The sequence below is a fragment of the Streptomyces sp. NPDC049687 genome, assembly GCF_044465285.1.
GTDB lineage: Bacteria > Actinomycetota > Actinomycetes > Streptomycetales > Streptomycetaceae > Streptomyces.
Genome location: NZ_JBITLN010000007.1, coordinates 356,682 through 371,447 on the forward strand (window position 1 = coordinate 356,682; position 14,766 = coordinate 371,447).

Genomic DNA, 14,766 nt, shown 5'->3' on the forward strand with positions numbered 1-14,766 from the left:
CAGTGCTGACCCCCGTCACCGACTCCGACGGCGCCCCCTTCTGGCAGTACGCCGCCCAGGGCGAACTCCGCGTCCAGACCTGCGCCGACTGCGACGAGCCCCGCTTCCCGCCCAGGCCCTGCTGCCCCCACTGCCAGTCCTTCGCGAGCGAGTGGCGGCCGGTGTCGGGACGCGGGCGCATCTGGTCCTACGTCGTCCCGCACCCGCCCCTCCTCCCCGACTACGCGGCGCAGGCCCCGTACAACGTGATCGTCGTCGAGCTGGCCGACGCGCCCCGGATCCGGCTCGTCGGCAATCTCGTCAGCCACCCGGGTGCCCCGCTCAACTCCCTCCCCCCGGACCGGATCCGCATCGGCGCCCGGGTCCAGGTCGTCTTCGCCGAGGACGGGCTGCCGCAGTGGGTCCTGGAGCGGCCGTGAGCGTGCGCCTGGAGACGGACAAGGACACCGGCGTCGCCGTCGTCACCCTCGACCGGCCGGAGAAGCTCAACGCGATCGACCTCGACACGGCGGGCGAACTCCAGGCGGTCTGGCGGGAGGTGCGGTTCGACGACGCCGTACGGGCCGTCGTCCTCACCGGGGCGGGGACGCGGGCGTTCAGCACCGGCCTGGACCGGGACGCCGTCGTGCCGCAGCCCGGCTCACCCTTCATGCAGGACGATCCGCTGCTCACCATCGGCCCCAAGGCGAACGACCTGTGGAAGCCGGTCGTCGCCGCCGTGGAGGGAATGGCCTGCGGCGGCGCCTTCTACCTCCTCGGGGAGTGCGAGTTCCTCGTGGCGGGCGCCGACGCCGTGTTCTTCGACCCGCACACCACCTACGGCATGGTCAGCGCCTACGAGTCCGTGCTGATGGCGCAGCGGATGCCGTACGGGGAGGTCGCGCGGATGATGCTGATGGGGACCGCCGAGCGGATCTCCGCCCGGCGGGCCCACGACATCGGGCTCGTCTCCGAACTCACCTCCGCCGGTGAGGCGTTGGGGGCCGCCATCGCCTGCGCCGCCGTCGTCGCCGGGTATCCGACCGCCGGTGTCCAGGGCACCGTACGGGCACTGTGGGCGGCGAAGGAGGCGGCGCGCGCGGCGGGTTTCGCCCAGGCCCCGCACCTCATCTCGCTCGGGAACCTGCCGGGCGAACGACAGGCGGAGCTGTTCGCGGGGCGGTCGACGGCTCGGCCCCGGATCCGCTGAGTCCGGCCCGTCACGGCCAGGTGCCCTCGATCCGGTCGCGCCGAACCGCGCAGACCGCGCTCAGCAGGCCGCACGGAGACGATCCCCGGGCTGCCCGGATCGACCGGACCGGCAGTCCCGGCAGTGTCCGGGCTGCGGTGCGCGGAAGGCCCGCTCACAGCTGTCGCAGGTCTGGAAGGGCAGTACGGCCGGTCGCTCCCTGATCTGCGGGGCCGCGAGCGGCGGCGGCGCGGGCAGAGGCGTCTCCCGGAGGCGGAAGGCGAGGATGGCCGCCGGGCGGGTCAGGAAGCGGTCGGGGAGGCGCGCGGTGAGCATGTCGGTGAGCTGGTGTGCTCCCACGCCCGCCGTGAGCCACCGGTCGACGGCGGGCGCCAGTCGCACGGCCTCCCGTTCGGACAGCACGAGGCGGGGATCGACACGGCGGAGCGAGGCCAGAACGGCGACTGCCCGCGGGGCGGCGTCGGCGAGTGACGCCGGTTCCTCCTCCGGGGCGGCGGTGGATGACGGTGGGGGCGGCACTTCCACGACCGCGGGCCGCTTCCGGGGGCGGGGCGGATCCGGCGGCCCGTCCGGGTCCGTCTCGCCGCCGGGGACGTCGTAGAAGTAGGTGCGGGTACGGATCTGCCCGGTGGGCAGTCGCTCGCGGCGGCGTTCCAGGTATCCGGCCGCTTCGAGTTCCCTGAGCGCCCGCGAGATCAGGATCTCGCCCTCGCGGAAGTGCTCGCACAGGGCGGTGATGGTCACGGGGGAGCCGTCGGGCAGGGAGGAGATGTACGCCGCGACGCCGACGGTGACCGCGCTGCCGCGCCGTTGGGCGAGGGCGTTGGAGATCACGGTGAAGTCGGCCGTGAGGCGGGTGCGGACGTGGATCACGCCGGAGGCCGGAGTTCCGGCGTCGGCGCGCAGGCGCGCGTTAGACTGCGGGGTATCCATCGGGAAGGTCCTGCTTCCTGATCGGTCAGGCCCTCGATCGGGATTGCCGTCCCGGCCGGGGGCCGTATCTTTCTGCGGTTGTCGCGGCGAACGTAACCGTCCGCATCCCGCGCCTGCAAGCCGGTCACTCGGACGGGTGACGCGGGCTTCGCGGCCGGGGAGGGTGGGTGGGCGGGAAGTTCTTTCCCCCGGTTCTTTGAGGAGTTCAGCGGCTTGCCGGACCCTCGCGGACAAGGGTCCGGTGTGCCTGCGGCGCGGACGGCGTCAGGCCTTCAACCCGCCTATGAAGGCGGCCCAGGAGGCGGCTTCGAAGCACAGTGCCGGACCGTGGGGGACCTTGCTGTCACGGACCGGGACGACGGCCTCTCGGAACCCGTCGGCCACCTCCACGCAGTCGCCCCCCTCCTGATTGCTGTAGCTGCTCCTGCGCCAGGCGGCGCCGTTCAGATCGGGACGGGACCTTCGCTCCACGGTGGTTGTCCTCCATCACGGATCGGATCATGTCGAGTGACATGAGCGGGGGCAGAGCCGCCGCACGCAGCCGATCGTAGGTCAGCGCGAAGCTCCTGACCTCGTCCGGATCCTCGACGAGTTGGCCGTAGTGAGCGCCCTCCGTGTAGGCGATCTCCGAGCCGTCCGGCATGGTGAGCACGGTCAGCGAGCCGCCCATGGCATCGTGCTCGCCCTGGTCGAACGGCAGAACCTGCAGGGTGATTTGGGGTTCTGTCGCGGTCCCGAGCAGCCGCGCCAACTGCTCACACATCACCGCCTGGCCGCCGACCGGACGCCGGAGCACCGCCTCGTCGAGGACCACCCACAGCTCGGGACGGTCAGGGCCGCCGAGGCGCTCCTGCCGACCCATGCGAAGGGCGACCCGCTCTTCCAACTGCTCTTCGCTGCCGAGCGTTCGACCGACACTCAGCACCGCCCGCGCGTAGTCCTCCGTCTGCAACAGACCCGGCACCACATGAGCCGCGTACTGCCTGATGGCCACCGCCCGCTCCGAGTACTCCATGAACTTCCGCGACCAGTCCGGAAACGCCTCCCGGTACACATACGGCCACAACTCGACCAGCAGATCGTCCGCACCGAGCGCCGCGTCCAGCGCACGCGCCAGTTCCAGCGTCGGTTTCGCCCCGGAGGCCCGCTCGATCTGCGTGATCCGGGTGCTCACCACGTGCGTCCTGTCGCCGAGTTCGGCCTGGGTCAGTCCGGCCGCCGTGCGGAGCCTGCGCACCCGCGAGCCGAACAGCGCCGCCATCGACGTACTCGGGTCAATTCCATTGGCCAAAGCGTCACTTCCGTTCCTTACGGGCTGAAAAGTAAGGCTGTGTCACCTGTCGAGCGTAGGGCGATCAGACGATTCTTGAGCACGGAACGTGACGACTCGCGTACGTCGCGGGATGTCTCGGCTCGACAGACAAGGACGGACAAGCCGTGCTGACAGGAACGACCACACCGGGAGACGAGTCGCGTGCGCTCCCCTCATTCGCCGAGCAGTTCGTCTCGTCGCCTCGGGGTGCGCGGCTCGCCCGACGTCTCGCCGCCCGGCGGATGGAGGAGTGGGGGCACCCGCCGGAGTCCGACGCGTCGTGCACGGTCGCCCTCGTCGTCGGCGAACTCGCGGCGAACGCCGTACAGCACGGCCGGGTCTCCGGTCGCGACTTCGGCCTCCGGCTCGTCCACGACGCTGCCGCGGGCCTGGTGCGTATCGAGGTCGCGGACGCCGCATCGGCGAAGCGGCCGCCCGGAGCCTCGCCCTCGTCGTGCCCCGAGGGCGAGTCCGGTCGGGGTCTGCTCCTGGTGGATGTCCTGGCCCTGCGCTGGGGGGTGGAGCCTCGCCGGCCGCTGGGCAAGACGGTGTGGGCGGAGGTGCCTGTCCGGGCGTCGGCTCACTGACAGACGTCGAGGTGTCAGCTCACCGGCGGCGCGTCCTGGTCGACCCGGCAGTGGTCGATCCGGGAGAAGAGGGAGGTGTCGTCCACCTTCACCCGCACGTCCGTCGAGGCGTTCGCGGGCACGTAGGCCGTCATGCTCTTGTGGAAGACCGTGTCCGCCTGGTCGTCCAGGAACTCGACCTCGAAGGAGAAGGTGGCCGCGGTGCCGTTCGGGTTGCTGACCGAGACCGTGGCGTACGGCGCCTTCCTGGTCGCGCAGCTGACCAGATACGCCTCCGCGTCCCGCACGGGCGCCGTCGACGTGTCGCCGGATCCGCCGCCACCGGACGTGTCGTCATCGTCGTCGTAGTCGTGGTACCGCGATCCGCTCACACCGCCGCTCGACGACGAGCCGTCGTGGTCCTGGCCGGAACTGCTGCACCCGCCACCGCCGTCGCCGCTGCCGTGGCCGCGGCCCTTCCCCGTGGAGAACCCCGTGAGTGCCAGTACCACCAGCACCGCCACCGCCGCGTACCTGAACTTTCCGTGCCCCCGTGGATTCATACCGTCAGCCTAGAGAACGGCTGTCACGGCCATGTCACCGCCTGGCGACCGGACGACACCCGGCGTAGCGTCTGGGGTGGACGGCCGCCGTCTGGACCCTTTCCGTGCAGCCCCGGTGCGGCGGTCGTCCCCTGTTCCCCAGGGAGCCGGTCACGCGGGCCGTGCCGTCCCCGTGCCCTTCTCCGCGTCCAGCGCGTACACGCAGCGGTCCTTGCTGCACGCGTACACGACACCGTCCCGGACCAGCGGGGAGCCGGTGATCTCGCCACCGGTGGCCAGCTTCCAGCGCAGCCGGCCGTCGTCGGCCTTGAGGGTGTAGAGGAGGTGGTCCGTGGAGCCGAAGTGGATACGGCCCTCCGCGACCGCCGGGGCGCCCACGATGTCGCCGCCCGCCTGGAAGCGCCACTTGGGGGTGCCCGTGACGGCGTCGAGGGTGTAGAGGCCCTTGCCGCTGCCGACGTGGACATGGCCCGCCGCGACCAGTACCGGGTCGACGGAGGAACGCGACTCCGTGGCGATGCGCCAGCGGTCGCGGCCGTCGGTGGCGTCGAGGGCGTAGACCGTGCCGAGGTAGTCGGCGAGGTAGACGCCTCCGCCGGTGACCGCCGGGCCGGGGACGAAGGCGGGCGGGGAGAGGAAGACCGCCGGGGCCTCGAAGTGCCAGCGCACCCGGCCACTCGCCACGTCCACGGCGAGGACCCTGGTGCCGGCCGAGAGGTAGACGTAGCCGTCGGCGGCGGGGGTCACACGGACCGGGACGCCGCCGCAGGAGGCCGCGTCGCCGATGGGGTACGACCAGCGCTCGTCGCCCGTGCGGGCGTCCAGGGCTCTGAGACGGGCGTCCTGCCAGACGTAGACCGTGCCGTCGTGCAGGACGGGGCCGGCCTCGGGGGACTCGAAGTCGGTCTGGCAGCCGCTGATCTCCCACAGCTTGTGCCCGTTGGAGGCCTCCCAGGCCTGCACACCGCCGCCGCGCGTGCCGGTGACCACCGTGCCCCGGTCCGCCTTGAGGGAGTACACCCAGGCATCGGTCTGGAGGCGCCAGAGGTCCTGGCCCTCGCGGGCCTCCAGGGCGAACAGCGTGGGACCGTCGGAGGCGTGGACGCGGCCGTCCGCGACCGCCATCGACCAGGCCACGTCCCGCGTCTTGAAGCGCCGCCGCCCGGTCGCCACGTCGAGGGCGTGCACCTCGAAGGAGGTGACGTAGACGAGATCGCCGGAGACGGCCGGGGTGCCCCACACGTCGTTGGACATACGGAACCGCCAGGGCCGCCAGCCCGCCGGGGTGGTCTCCGGGGACGAGGTCTGCGGGGCCGTGAGGGCGGTGTCGGCGCCGTTGACGCCCGCGCGGACCCGGGTCCAGTTGGCGACCAGGCCGGGCTCGGGCAGCGGCGCCCTGACGGCGGCGGTGGCGCGCACGTCGGCCACGCGCGGGCCGGGGCCGATCGGCACGGCCGCGCCGGGCAGCCGTACCGGGCCGCTGTCGGGGGCGCCCACCCCCACGGGGACGGGCCCCGGTCCCGGTACGACGGGGTCGTGGGACGGCGGGGGCGGCACCGGGAGCGGAGGCGGCGGTACGACACCCCGGCCGGCGCTGCGCGGGCCCACGGGCGCCGGTTTGGGTGCCGGGCGGCCGCCACGGCGCGTCTCGATGAGGGTGACCGCCTTCTCGGGCAGCCACGCCGACGCCGTACCGCTGTCGTCGGAGCCGGAGCCGAAGAGATGGGGCGCGAGCTGGGCCTGGAGGTCGGCCGGGTTGGGGCGGGCCGTGGCCTCCATCTGCATGCAGGACTCGATGAGCGGGCGCAGCTCGTCCGGGAGGCCCGCCAGGTCGGGGCCCTCCCGGAGCAGCATGAAGACCGTCTCGACCGGGTTGGCGCCGTGGAACGGGGGGTGGCCGGTGGCGGCGAAGACCAGCATCGAGCCGAGCGAGAAGACATCGCTGGCGCCGGTGACGCTGCGGGAGTCCTTGGCCTGCTCGGGGGACATGTAGGCGGGGGTGCCGACGGCCACGTTCGTCATCGTCAGACGCGTGTTCGAGACACCGGACGCGATACCGAAGTCGATCACCCGGGGGCCGTCCTCGACCACGAGCACGTTGGACGGCTTGAGGTCGCGGTGGACGAGTCCGGCGCCGTGGATCGACTGGAGCGCCTCGGCGACGCCCGCCGCCAGCCAGCGCACCGCCTGGGCCGGGAGCGGCCCGCACTCGTTCACTATCTCCTCGAGGGAGGGAGCGGGCACGTAGGCCGTGGCGAGCCAGGGCACGGCGGCCCGCGGGTCGGCGTCGACCACGGCGGCCGTGTAGAAGCCGGACACCGCCCGGGCCGCCTCCACCTCGCGCGTGAAGCGCACGCGGAAGAGCTGGTCCTCGGCGAGCTCGGTCCGGACCGTCTTGATCGCCACGCGCCGGCCCGAAGCCGAGCGTGCCAGATAGACCAGCCCCATGCCGCCCGCACCCAGCCGTCCCAGCACCTCGAACGGCCCGATCCGCCGCGGATCGTGCTGCGTCAGCTGATCCACCACTTGCCTGCCACCTCCCCGTACGGGCCACGTCACCCACTATGTGTACGCGACCGAAGTGCAGCGTCTCACCACCGCACCGCCGTGGCGGCACGCACCCCAGATTCTTCCTGGCCGGGCGGCCGGTTGCGAACCCGGGGGCAATCGGGGTGTCTCATCTCATATACCGGCGAAACCGCACGTCGACACGGACTTCGTCGGTACTGCCACACGTAGTTCAACGCTGGAGCAGCGCGAACGACGCCCCCTGATTGTCGGTGACGACGGCCACCGTGCCGTACGACGCCGTGAAGGGGCCCGCCTGGACCCGGCCGCCCAGCCGGCTCACCGTGCCGAGGACCGCCTCGCAGTCGTCCACGGCGAAGTGGACCAGGAAGTGCGGCGGCATCACCTCGGGGAAGACGTCGGCGACGGGCGCGCGGCCGAAGTCGGGTTCGGCGCCGGGGCCGAAGAGCGCCTCGTGGAAGAGATGGCCGTAGAAGGTGTTGGCGGTCTCGGTGTCCCGCGCGTACAGCTGCGCCCAGGTGAAGGAGCCGGGGATGTGGCGGACGCCGAAGCCGGGGTGGCTGCCCGGCTGCCAGAGGCCGAAGACGGCGCCCTCGGGGTCCGCGGCGAGGGCGGCGCTGCCGAGGTCGTCGACCGGGAACGGGGCCATGACCACCTGCCCCCCTGACGCCTGGATCCGCCGGGCGGTGGCCTGCGCGTCGGGGGTGGAGAAATACACCGTCCAGACCGTGGGCATCCGGCCGTCGGTCTTCTGGTCGAGCGCGGCGACGGCCCTGCCGTCCAGCCGGGCCCACACGGAGGCGCCGTAGGCCTCCTCGAAGGTCCATCCGAAGAGCTCGCCGTAGAACCGCCTGCCCGCGTCCACGTCGGGGAGCTGCGCGTCCACCCAGCAGGGGACGCCCTCGGTGCCGCCGTCGGCGCCACCCGCTGTGTTCACCGATGCCCTGTTTTCGGCCATGGAGCCAAACTAACGGGGGTTCACGCAGCGCGCAGACCAGCACACCCTTCCCCATACCCGCGCGCACCCCATTTGCAGTCGGCCGAATAGCGCTCCGATCACCCCTCGGTAAGCTGACGGCATGACAGGACAAGTGCGTACCGTCGACGGCCGCGTGGCCGGTCGGCGCGGGCAGGCGACGCGGCAGAAGCTGCTCGACTGCCTCAGCGAGATGCTCAGCTCCTCTCCGTACCGGGACGTCAAGGTCATCGACGTGGCCCGGAAGGCGGGCACTTCGCCCGCGACCTTCTACCAGTACTTCCCGGACGTCGAGGGCGCCGTCCTGGAGATCGCCGAGCAAATGGCCGCCGAGGGCGCCGGGTTGACCGAAGTGCTCGAAGGGCGCTCCTGGGTCGGCAAGGCCGGCTGGCAGACGGCGCAGGAACTCGTCGACGGGTTCCTGGAGTTCTGGAAGAGGAACGACGCGATCCTCCGGGTCGTGGACCTCGGCGCGGCCGAGGGCGACAAGCGCTTCTACAAACTCCGCATGAAGATCCTCAATTCGGTCAACAACTCCCTGGCCGACGCCGTCGCCGAGTTGCAGTCCAAGGGCCGGGTCGACAAGGACGTCAATCCGGCCGCGATCGCCGGTTCGCTCGTCGCGATGCTCGCGGCGGTCGCCTCGCACCAGAAGGGCTTCCAGACGTGGGGCGTCAAGCAGGCTGAACTCAAGCCCAACCTGGCGTTGTTGGTACATCTGGGCATCACCGGCAGGAAGCCGACGAAATAGCCCGATCCACTCCCCCACTCTTACGGTCAAGTCCTGTCTGGCAGGCGGCAGTTCACCCAGGTGAGCTGCCGCCTGCCGCGCTGTGTGGGCCCATCGGGTACTGACCCGGCCCGGGGTCCGTCCGGCTCCCGGTCTCGGAGCCGGTCATCGATGGCGGCGAGGGGTGAGCCGGAACACCCGGATCTCGCGCTCCACCCGTGCCTGGTACGTCGCGTACGGCGGCCAGAAGGCGAGCAGCTCCTTCCAGGCCGCCGCCCGCTCGTCCCCCTCCAGGAGCCGGGCGGTCACCGGGATGTCGGTGCCCTTCCAGCTGATCTCGGCGTCCGGATGGGCGAGGAGGTTGGCGGTCCAGGCGGGGTGACCCGTGCGGCCGAAGTTGGAGCCGACGAGGATCCAGCCGGAGCCGTCGGACTCGGGCATGCAGGCCAGCGGCGTGCGGCGCGGCCGCCCGCTCCTCGCCCCGGTGGCGGTCAGGATCACCCCCGGCAGCAGCTGGGCGCTGAGCAGCACCTTTCCCCGGGTGAGCCGGTGGACGGCCCGGTCGAGGGCGGGGATCACATGCGGGGCGACCTTCGCGAAACCGCGGGTCGAGGACACCTTCTGCACCACTCTGACACCGATCACACCGTGACCTCCCTGCGCTCGAAGAGGCCGGCCCGCTCGGCCGCCCGGGCGCGCAGCCGGTGCGCGGGCCCGAACAGCAGTTCGTCACCGGCGGCCCGCTTGAAGTACAGGTGGGCCTCGTGCTCCCAGGTGAAACCGATCCCGCCGTGCAGCTGGACCCCCTCGGCGGCGGCGAGGTGGAGCGCCTCCAGCGCCTGGGCGAGCGCGAGCCCGCCGACGCCGTCCTGCCGGCCCGTCGCCCATGCGGCGTAGTACGCGGCGGACCGGGCGGCCTGCACCCGTACGTACACGTCCGCCAGCCGGTGCTGCACCGCCTGGAAGGAGCCGATCACCCGCCCGAACTGCTCCCGCTGCTTGAGGTACTCGACGGTCCGCTCCAGCGCCCGGCCGGCGGCCCCGACGGCCTCACAGGCGAGGAAGGCGGCGGCGAAGTCACCGGCGCGGCACAGGGCGCCGGAGATGTCCGCCTCCTCGTCCCCGAGCAACTCGGCCTCGACATCGCGTAGCTGGACACGCGCCTGCGGCCGGGTCGCGTCAAGGGCGGTCTGCCGCGTCCGTACGACCCCGGCGGCGTCCCCCGCCACCAGGAACAGCAGGGTCCGGGAGCGTACGAACCCCCCGGTGTGCGCGGCGACGACCAGCAGCCCGGCGCTGTGCCCGTCGAGCACCTGCGCGGCCTCCCCGTACAGCCGCCAGCCACCCTCGGCGGGCCGGGCCTGCACGCCCCCCGCGCGCCCCCCGCCGGACCAGTCGCCGCCGCCGGGCCCGGTCAGGGCGAGGGCGGTGCCGAGTGCGGGTGCGGGGACGGCGAGGGCGGCGGTCAGGGTGCCGTCGGTGACCCGGGGCAGCAGGCGGGCCCGCTGGGCCTCGGTACCGAGGGCGAGGAGCAGGGGCGCGGCGAGGACGGAGGTGGCGAGCAGCGGGGTGGGGGCGAGGGCCCGGCCGGTCTCCTCGGCGGCGAGGGCGAGGTCCGCGAGGGGGCAGCCGACACCGCCGTACGCCTCCGGAAGGGCGAGGCCGGGCAGGCCGAGCTGTTCGGCGAGGGTGACCCAGAGGGCGGGGTCGTGTCCGGTGGGGGTGGCGAGGGCGGCGCGGAGTTCTTCTTGGCCGCAGCGTTTGTGCAGCAGTTCGCGCAGTGTGCGGCGGATCTCGTCCTGCTCGGCGGTGAAGCCGGGGTCCATGGCTACCCCTTCCTCCAGATCTGACGGTCCGTCATATTAGGAGTCCGGGAACGAGATGCACAGAGGGAGGTGGCCCCTCGTGACAACGGGGACCAGGAAAGTGGCCGTCGTCGGCGTCGCGCTCTCCGACTGCGGCCGCGTGGACGACGCGACCCCGTACGCCCTGCACGCCCAGGCGGCCCGCCGTGCGCTGGCGGACTCGGGGCTGGACCGGTCGCGGGTGGACGGCTTCGCGTCCGCCGGGCTCGGCACGCTGGCCCCCGTCGAGGTGGCGGACTATCTGGGCCTGCGCCCCACCTGGGTCGACTCCACCTCCGTCGGCGGCTCGACCTGGGAGGTCATGGCGGCCCACGCGGCCGACGCGATCGCCGCCGGCCATGCGAACGCCGTCCTGCTGGCCTACGGCTCCACCGCCCGCGCGGACATCCGCGCGGGCCGCCGCACGGGCACCTTCGCCTTCGGCGCGCGCGGCCCGCTCCAGTTCGAGGTGCCCTACGGCCACACCCTGATCGCCAAGTACGCGATGGCCGCCCGCCGCCACATGCTCGAACACGGCACGACGATCGAGCAGTTGGCGGAGATCGCGGTGCAGGCGAGGGCGAACGCGGCGCTGAACCCGGAGGCGATGTTCCGCGATCCGGTCACGGTCGACGAGGTGCTCTCCGGCCCGATGATCGCCGACCCCTTCACCAAGCTGCACTGCTGCATCCGCTCCGACGGGGGCGCGGCGGTCCTGCTGGCGGCCGAGGAGTACGTACGGGACTGCCGTACGGCACCGGTGTGGATCCTCGGCACCGGGGAGCACGTCTCGCACGCGAGCATGTCGGAGTGGGAGGACTTCACGGTGTCCCCGGCGGCGGTCAGCGGGCGGACGGCGTTCGCACGGGCGGGGCTGCGACCGGAGGAGATGGACTTCGCCGAGATCTACGACGCCTTCACGTACATGACGCTGGTGACCCTGGAGGACCTGGGCTTCTGCGCGAAGGGCGAGGGCGGGGCGTTCGTGGAGAAGGGGCGGCTGCTGACCACCGGCGAACTGCCCGTGAACACGGACGGCGGCGGCCTGTCCGCCCAACACCCCGGTATGCGGGGCCTGTTCCTGCTGGTGGAGGCGGTGCGGCAGCTACGGGGAGAGGCTGGGGACCGACAAGTACGCCGTGCCGACGGGGCCTTGCCCCGGCTGGGAGTCGCCTCCGGCACGGGCGGATGGTTCTGCTCCTCGGGGACGGTGATACTGGGGCGGGAGTGACATGCGTCACAGGATTGAGGTCCGCGGCAACCTCCTCGTGACCGGCGGCGACCGAGGAGTCCGAGGCTTTTCCGGACGAGCTGCGTATTTCTCCAGGACGTGCTCTCCACTCACCGCGTAAGGATTCAGTCCGTGGCATCCTCCTCGCACCGCCGCCGTTCCCGCCCCGAGCGCCGTGGGCTGCGGGCCCCCGCGATCGCCGTGGGAGCGGTGGCCGCCGTGGCGCTGGTCGTGTCCCTGGTCGTGGCGTTCCGCCCGGACGGCGGGACGGCCGCCGCCGGGGCGGACAAGGTCAAGCCGGTCGCGGGGGCCGCGACGAACGCCTCCCCGACGGCGGCGGTCTCCCCCTCGTCGTCGCCGAGCCCCTCGCCGACCTCCTCGGCCGCCGGGCCGAGCCCGAGCACGAAGCCCTCTTCGGCCGCCCCGGCCAAGAAGACATCGGTCCGCGCGTCCGCCACCCCCGCCCCCCGGAAGCCGTCCTCCACCGGCGGCTCCCTGGCCGGACGCATCCGCCCCGGGACGACGTACCAGGGCGTCGCCACGTCCTACGACATCGGCAACGGCGACGGCGCCTGCTCCTACGGCCCGACGTCCGACGTGATGACGGCGGCGATGAACACGGCGGACTACGAGACCTCGAAGGCCTGCGGCGCGTACGTGTCGGTCACCTCGGGCGGGAAGTCCATCACCGTCCGCATCACCAACGAGTGCCCGGCGCCCTGCCAGGTCGGCCAACTCGACCTCAGCCAGCAGGCGTTCGCCAAGCTGGCGCCGCTCTCGGCGGGCCGCATCCCGATCACCTGGACCCTCCTGAGCCCGGCCGTGTCCGACACGGTCTCGATCCGCTACAAGACCGGCTCCACCCAGTACTGGTGCGGCATCCAGGCCATCGGGCACCGCAACCCGCTGGCCCGCCTGGAGGTCCGGACGGGCGGCGGCTGGCAGTCGCTGGCCCGCACCGGCTACAACTACTTCCTCTCCGAGCAGGGCGCGGGCTGCGGCGGCGCGCTCCGGCTCACCGACATCTACGGCGAGCAGCTGACGGTGGAGGGGATCGCGGTACGCGCGAACGTCGTACAGCCGACCCGGGTGCAGTTCGCCCGGCACTGATACTCGGACCATGGACACGGATCTTCATGAGCTGCTGAGGTCACTGCGGGTGTGGGACCCGGAGGTGACCGAGCTGCCGCCCTTCGATCCCGGGACGGCGCCCGGCGAGCCCCTGGCGCTGTTCGCGCGGTGGTTCGCGGAGGCGGTGGCGGCGGGCGAGCGGGAGCCGCACACGATGACGCTGGCCACCGCGGACGAGGAGGGCCTGCCGGACGCCCGGATCGTGATGCTGCACGGCGCGGACGCCGGCGGCTGGTCCTTCGCGACCCACGCGACCAGCCGCAAGGGCCGTCAGCTCGCCGCCCGCCCGTACGCGGCCCTCACCTTCTACTGGCCCGCCCTGGGCCGCCAGGTCCGCCTGCGCGGCCCGGTCTCCGTCGCCCCGCCCGAGGAGGCGCGCACCGACCTCCGCGTCCGCTCCACGGGTGCCCTGGCCGCCGCGCTGACCGGCCACCAGAGCGAGCCGCTCGGGTCGGTGGAGGAGCTGACGCGGGCTTCGGAGGAGGCCTGGGAACGGGCCCGCCAGGACCCGACCGCCGAGTCCCCGACCTGGACCCTGTACCGCCTGCGCCCCGACGAGGCGGAGTTCTTCCAGGGTGACGCGCGACGACGTCACCTCCGGCTCCGCTACCGCCGGGAGCGGGACGGCTGGGCCGGGGAACTGCTGTGGCCGTGAGCGGCCACCGCGCCGGCCGTCGAGTGCGCCGGTCGGGTGGCGCTCCTTTTCCGCGTCTTCCGCTGCCCCCGGGGCGGCCGGCGGCCGGGTCCGCCGCCTGTCACCCGGCGAACCCGTACACCGTGAAGTCGGCCACCTGGCGGTAGCCGACGCGCTGGTAGAGGCCGTTGCTCGTCGGGTTGGCCAGGTCGGTGAAGAGGAGCACCTCGGCGGCCCCGGAGTCGCGTGCGGCGCGGCTGACCTCGGCGGTGACCGCACCGGCGTAGCCCCGGCCGCGCAGGTGGGCCGGGGTGTAGACGGTGGTGACCCGCACCTGGCCTGCCACCTCCGGGGTGACGGCGGCCAGGGAGACGGGGGTGCCGTCGGGGGTCTCCCAGAGAGTGGCGCCGCCGTGGGCGATGCGGAAGTCGGCCCAGGTGCCGCCGTCCGGGGCATTGTGCTCACCCACGTCCTCGTTGAACTCCTCGAACCAGCGCGCCACTTGGTCCCGGTCGGCGGGGGTGGCGATCCGTGGGGCGCCGTGGGGGACGGGCTCGGGGATCGTCAGCTCGCCGAGCCGGTAGAGGCGTTGCCGCCGCCGGAGGTCGGGCCGGGCCCCCGTGTGCCGCTGCCAGGCCCGGCTGAAGGCGGAGGCCGTGTCGGTCTCGGCGGAGACACCGGGGAGGCGGTGCCCCGCGGCCGCCAGCCGGGCGGCGAGCGCGTCGGCCTGTTCCTCGGTGAGGGGGGTGAGGTTGATCCAGTACGGCGGGGTGCGCAGGAGCACCGCGGCGACCTCGCCGTCCGTCTCCAGGGTGCCGAGGAGGGGGGCCTCCTCGCCGTAGACGTGCATGCCCCGGCGGCGCAGGCCGTCCGTCACCGTCAGCAGGACGGTGTGCGGCGCGGGGCGCGAGGCGAGGAAGTCACCGGCGCGGTCGAGAAAGGCGTCGAGGTCGTGGGTGAGATGCCAGTCGTCTGGGCGCATGCCCCGCATGATCGCGCAGTCCCCGGCCTAGTGCCGCTGGATTACGGCGCTCCCCACGCCCCTGTTCACGGCGCCCCCGCCCCCCTCACGGCGCCTTCGGCTCCGGGTCGGTCGCCAGGCGGCCGTGGCGGTGGGCGTCCCGGAAG

Annotated in this window: 16 protein-coding genes; 7 read left to right on the plus strand and 9 right to left on the minus strand. The window is 72.8% G+C overall.

Features of this window, described 5'->3' with window-relative positions; all coding sequences use genetic code 11:
* The first annotated feature begins 2 nt into the window (after nt 1–2).
* Together ACIBVL_RS23250 and ACIBVL_RS23255 are read left to right on the plus strand one after the other, a co-directional pair.
* Entirely contained in the window at nt 3–419 is a 417-nt protein-coding gene (locus ACIBVL_RS23250) for a Zn-ribbon domain-containing OB-fold protein (RefSeq protein WP_399099234.1), read from the plus strand.
* Complete coding sequence (locus ACIBVL_RS23255) at nt 416–1,189, plus strand: enoyl-CoA hydratase/isomerase family protein (RefSeq protein ID WP_399099236.1); 774 nt, start codon at nt 416–418, stop codon at nt 1,187–1,189. Before ACIBVL_RS23250 ends, ACIBVL_RS23255 begins: the two co-directional genes overlap by 4 nt.
* Before the next feature lie 60 nt (nt 1,190–1,249).
* On the opposite strand, the gene ACIBVL_RS23260 is transcribed toward ACIBVL_RS23255, so the two are convergent.
* The 3 genes from ACIBVL_RS23260 to ACIBVL_RS23270 form a co-directional block, all read right to left on the minus strand.
* Entirely contained in the window at nt 1,250–2,122 is an 873-nt protein-coding gene (locus ACIBVL_RS23260; protein ID WP_399099238.1) for a hypothetical protein, read from the minus strand.
* A gap of 264 nt (nt 2,123–2,386) precedes the next feature.
* Nucleotides 2,387–2,512, minus strand: a complete 126-nt coding sequence (locus tag ACIBVL_RS23265; protein ID WP_399099240.1) for a DUF397 domain-containing protein — start codon at nt 2,510–2,512, stop codon at nt 2,387–2,389.
* Nucleotides 2,466–3,383, minus strand: coding sequence for a Scr1 family TA system antitoxin-like transcriptional regulator (locus ACIBVL_RS23270; protein ID WP_399099526.1), 918 nt, complete (start codon nt 3,381–3,383; stop codon nt 2,466–2,468). The genes ACIBVL_RS23265 and ACIBVL_RS23270 overlap by 47 nt, the downstream gene beginning before the upstream one ends.
* Before the next feature lie 176 nt (nt 3,384–3,559).
* On the opposite strand from ACIBVL_RS23270, the gene ACIBVL_RS23275 reads away from it, so the two are divergent.
* On the plus strand, nt 3,560–4,021 hold the full coding sequence (locus ACIBVL_RS23275; RefSeq protein ID WP_399099242.1) for an ATP-binding protein: 462 nt from the start codon (nt 3,560–3,562) through the stop codon (nt 4,019–4,021).
* Between the two features lie 14 nt (nt 4,022–4,035).
* Here ACIBVL_RS23275 and ACIBVL_RS23280 read toward each other — a convergent pair whose 3' ends face one another.
* The 3 genes from ACIBVL_RS23280 to ACIBVL_RS23290 form a co-directional block, all read right to left on the minus strand.
* Nucleotides 4,036–4,563, minus strand: coding sequence for a hypothetical protein (locus ACIBVL_RS23280; protein ID WP_399099244.1), 528 nt, complete (start codon nt 4,561–4,563; stop codon nt 4,036–4,038).
* Nucleotides 4,564–4,713: 150 nt separating this feature from the next.
* Nucleotides 4,714–7,089: a PQQ-binding-like beta-propeller repeat protein gene (locus ACIBVL_RS23285; RefSeq protein ID WP_399099246.1), complete on the minus strand. Its 2,376-nt coding sequence runs from the start codon at nt 7,087–7,089 to the stop codon at nt 4,714–4,716.
* A 214-nt stretch (nt 7,090–7,303) separates the two neighbouring features.
* The gene (locus ACIBVL_RS23290; RefSeq protein ID WP_399099248.1) at nt 7,304–8,050 is read right to left on the minus strand and encodes a VOC family protein; all 747 of its coding nucleotides are present in this window, start codon (nt 8,048–8,050) and stop codon (nt 7,304–7,306) included.
* 133 nt (nt 8,051–8,183) lie between these two features.
* Between ACIBVL_RS23290 and ACIBVL_RS23295 the strand changes: the two genes are divergently transcribed.
* The gene (locus tag ACIBVL_RS23295; protein WP_399099528.1) at nt 8,184–8,819 is read left to right on the plus strand and encodes a TetR family transcriptional regulator; all 636 of its coding nucleotides are present in this window, start codon (nt 8,184–8,186) and stop codon (nt 8,817–8,819) included.
* Between the two features lie 144 nt (nt 8,820–8,963).
* Here ACIBVL_RS23295 and ACIBVL_RS23300 read toward each other — a convergent pair whose 3' ends face one another.
* Nucleotides 8,964–9,443, minus strand: coding sequence for a nitroreductase family deazaflavin-dependent oxidoreductase (locus ACIBVL_RS23300; protein WP_399099250.1), 480 nt, complete (start codon nt 9,441–9,443; stop codon nt 8,964–8,966).
* Nucleotides 9,440–10,624: an acyl-CoA dehydrogenase family protein gene (locus ACIBVL_RS23305; protein ID WP_399099252.1), complete on the minus strand. Its 1,185-nt coding sequence runs from the start codon at nt 10,622–10,624 to the stop codon at nt 9,440–9,442. Before ACIBVL_RS23305 ends, ACIBVL_RS23300 begins: the two co-directional genes overlap by 4 nt.
* A gap of 79 nt (nt 10,625–10,703) precedes the next feature.
* Between ACIBVL_RS23305 and ACIBVL_RS23310 the strand changes: the two genes are divergently transcribed.
* The 3 genes from ACIBVL_RS23310 to ACIBVL_RS23320 all read left to right on the plus strand — a co-directional run bounded on the left by ACIBVL_RS23310 (nt 10,704) and on the right by ACIBVL_RS23320 (nt 13,659).
* Complete coding sequence (locus ACIBVL_RS23310) at nt 10,704–11,873, plus strand: thiolase C-terminal domain-containing protein (protein ID WP_399099254.1); 1,170 nt, start codon at nt 10,704–10,706, stop codon at nt 11,871–11,873.
* A gap of 132 nt (nt 11,874–12,005) precedes the next feature.
* Nucleotides 12,006–12,983 carry an expansin EXLX1 family cellulose-binding protein gene (locus tag ACIBVL_RS23315; protein WP_399099256.1) on the plus strand — a complete coding sequence of 326 codons (978 nt, stop codon included), beginning with the start codon at nt 12,006–12,008 and terminating at the stop codon, nt 12,981–12,983.
* 10 nt (nt 12,984–12,993) lie between these two features.
* Nucleotides 12,994–13,659, plus strand: coding sequence for a pyridoxal 5'-phosphate synthase (locus ACIBVL_RS23320; protein WP_399099258.1), 666 nt, complete (start codon nt 12,994–12,996; stop codon nt 13,657–13,659).
* Nucleotides 13,660–13,759: 100 nt separating this feature from the next.
* Here ACIBVL_RS23320 and ACIBVL_RS23325 read toward each other — a convergent pair whose 3' ends face one another.
* Nucleotides 13,760–14,620, minus strand: a complete 861-nt coding sequence (locus ACIBVL_RS23325; protein ID WP_399099260.1) for a GNAT family N-acetyltransferase — start codon at nt 14,618–14,620, stop codon at nt 13,760–13,762.
* Nucleotides 14,621–14,766: the final 146 nt, after the last annotated feature.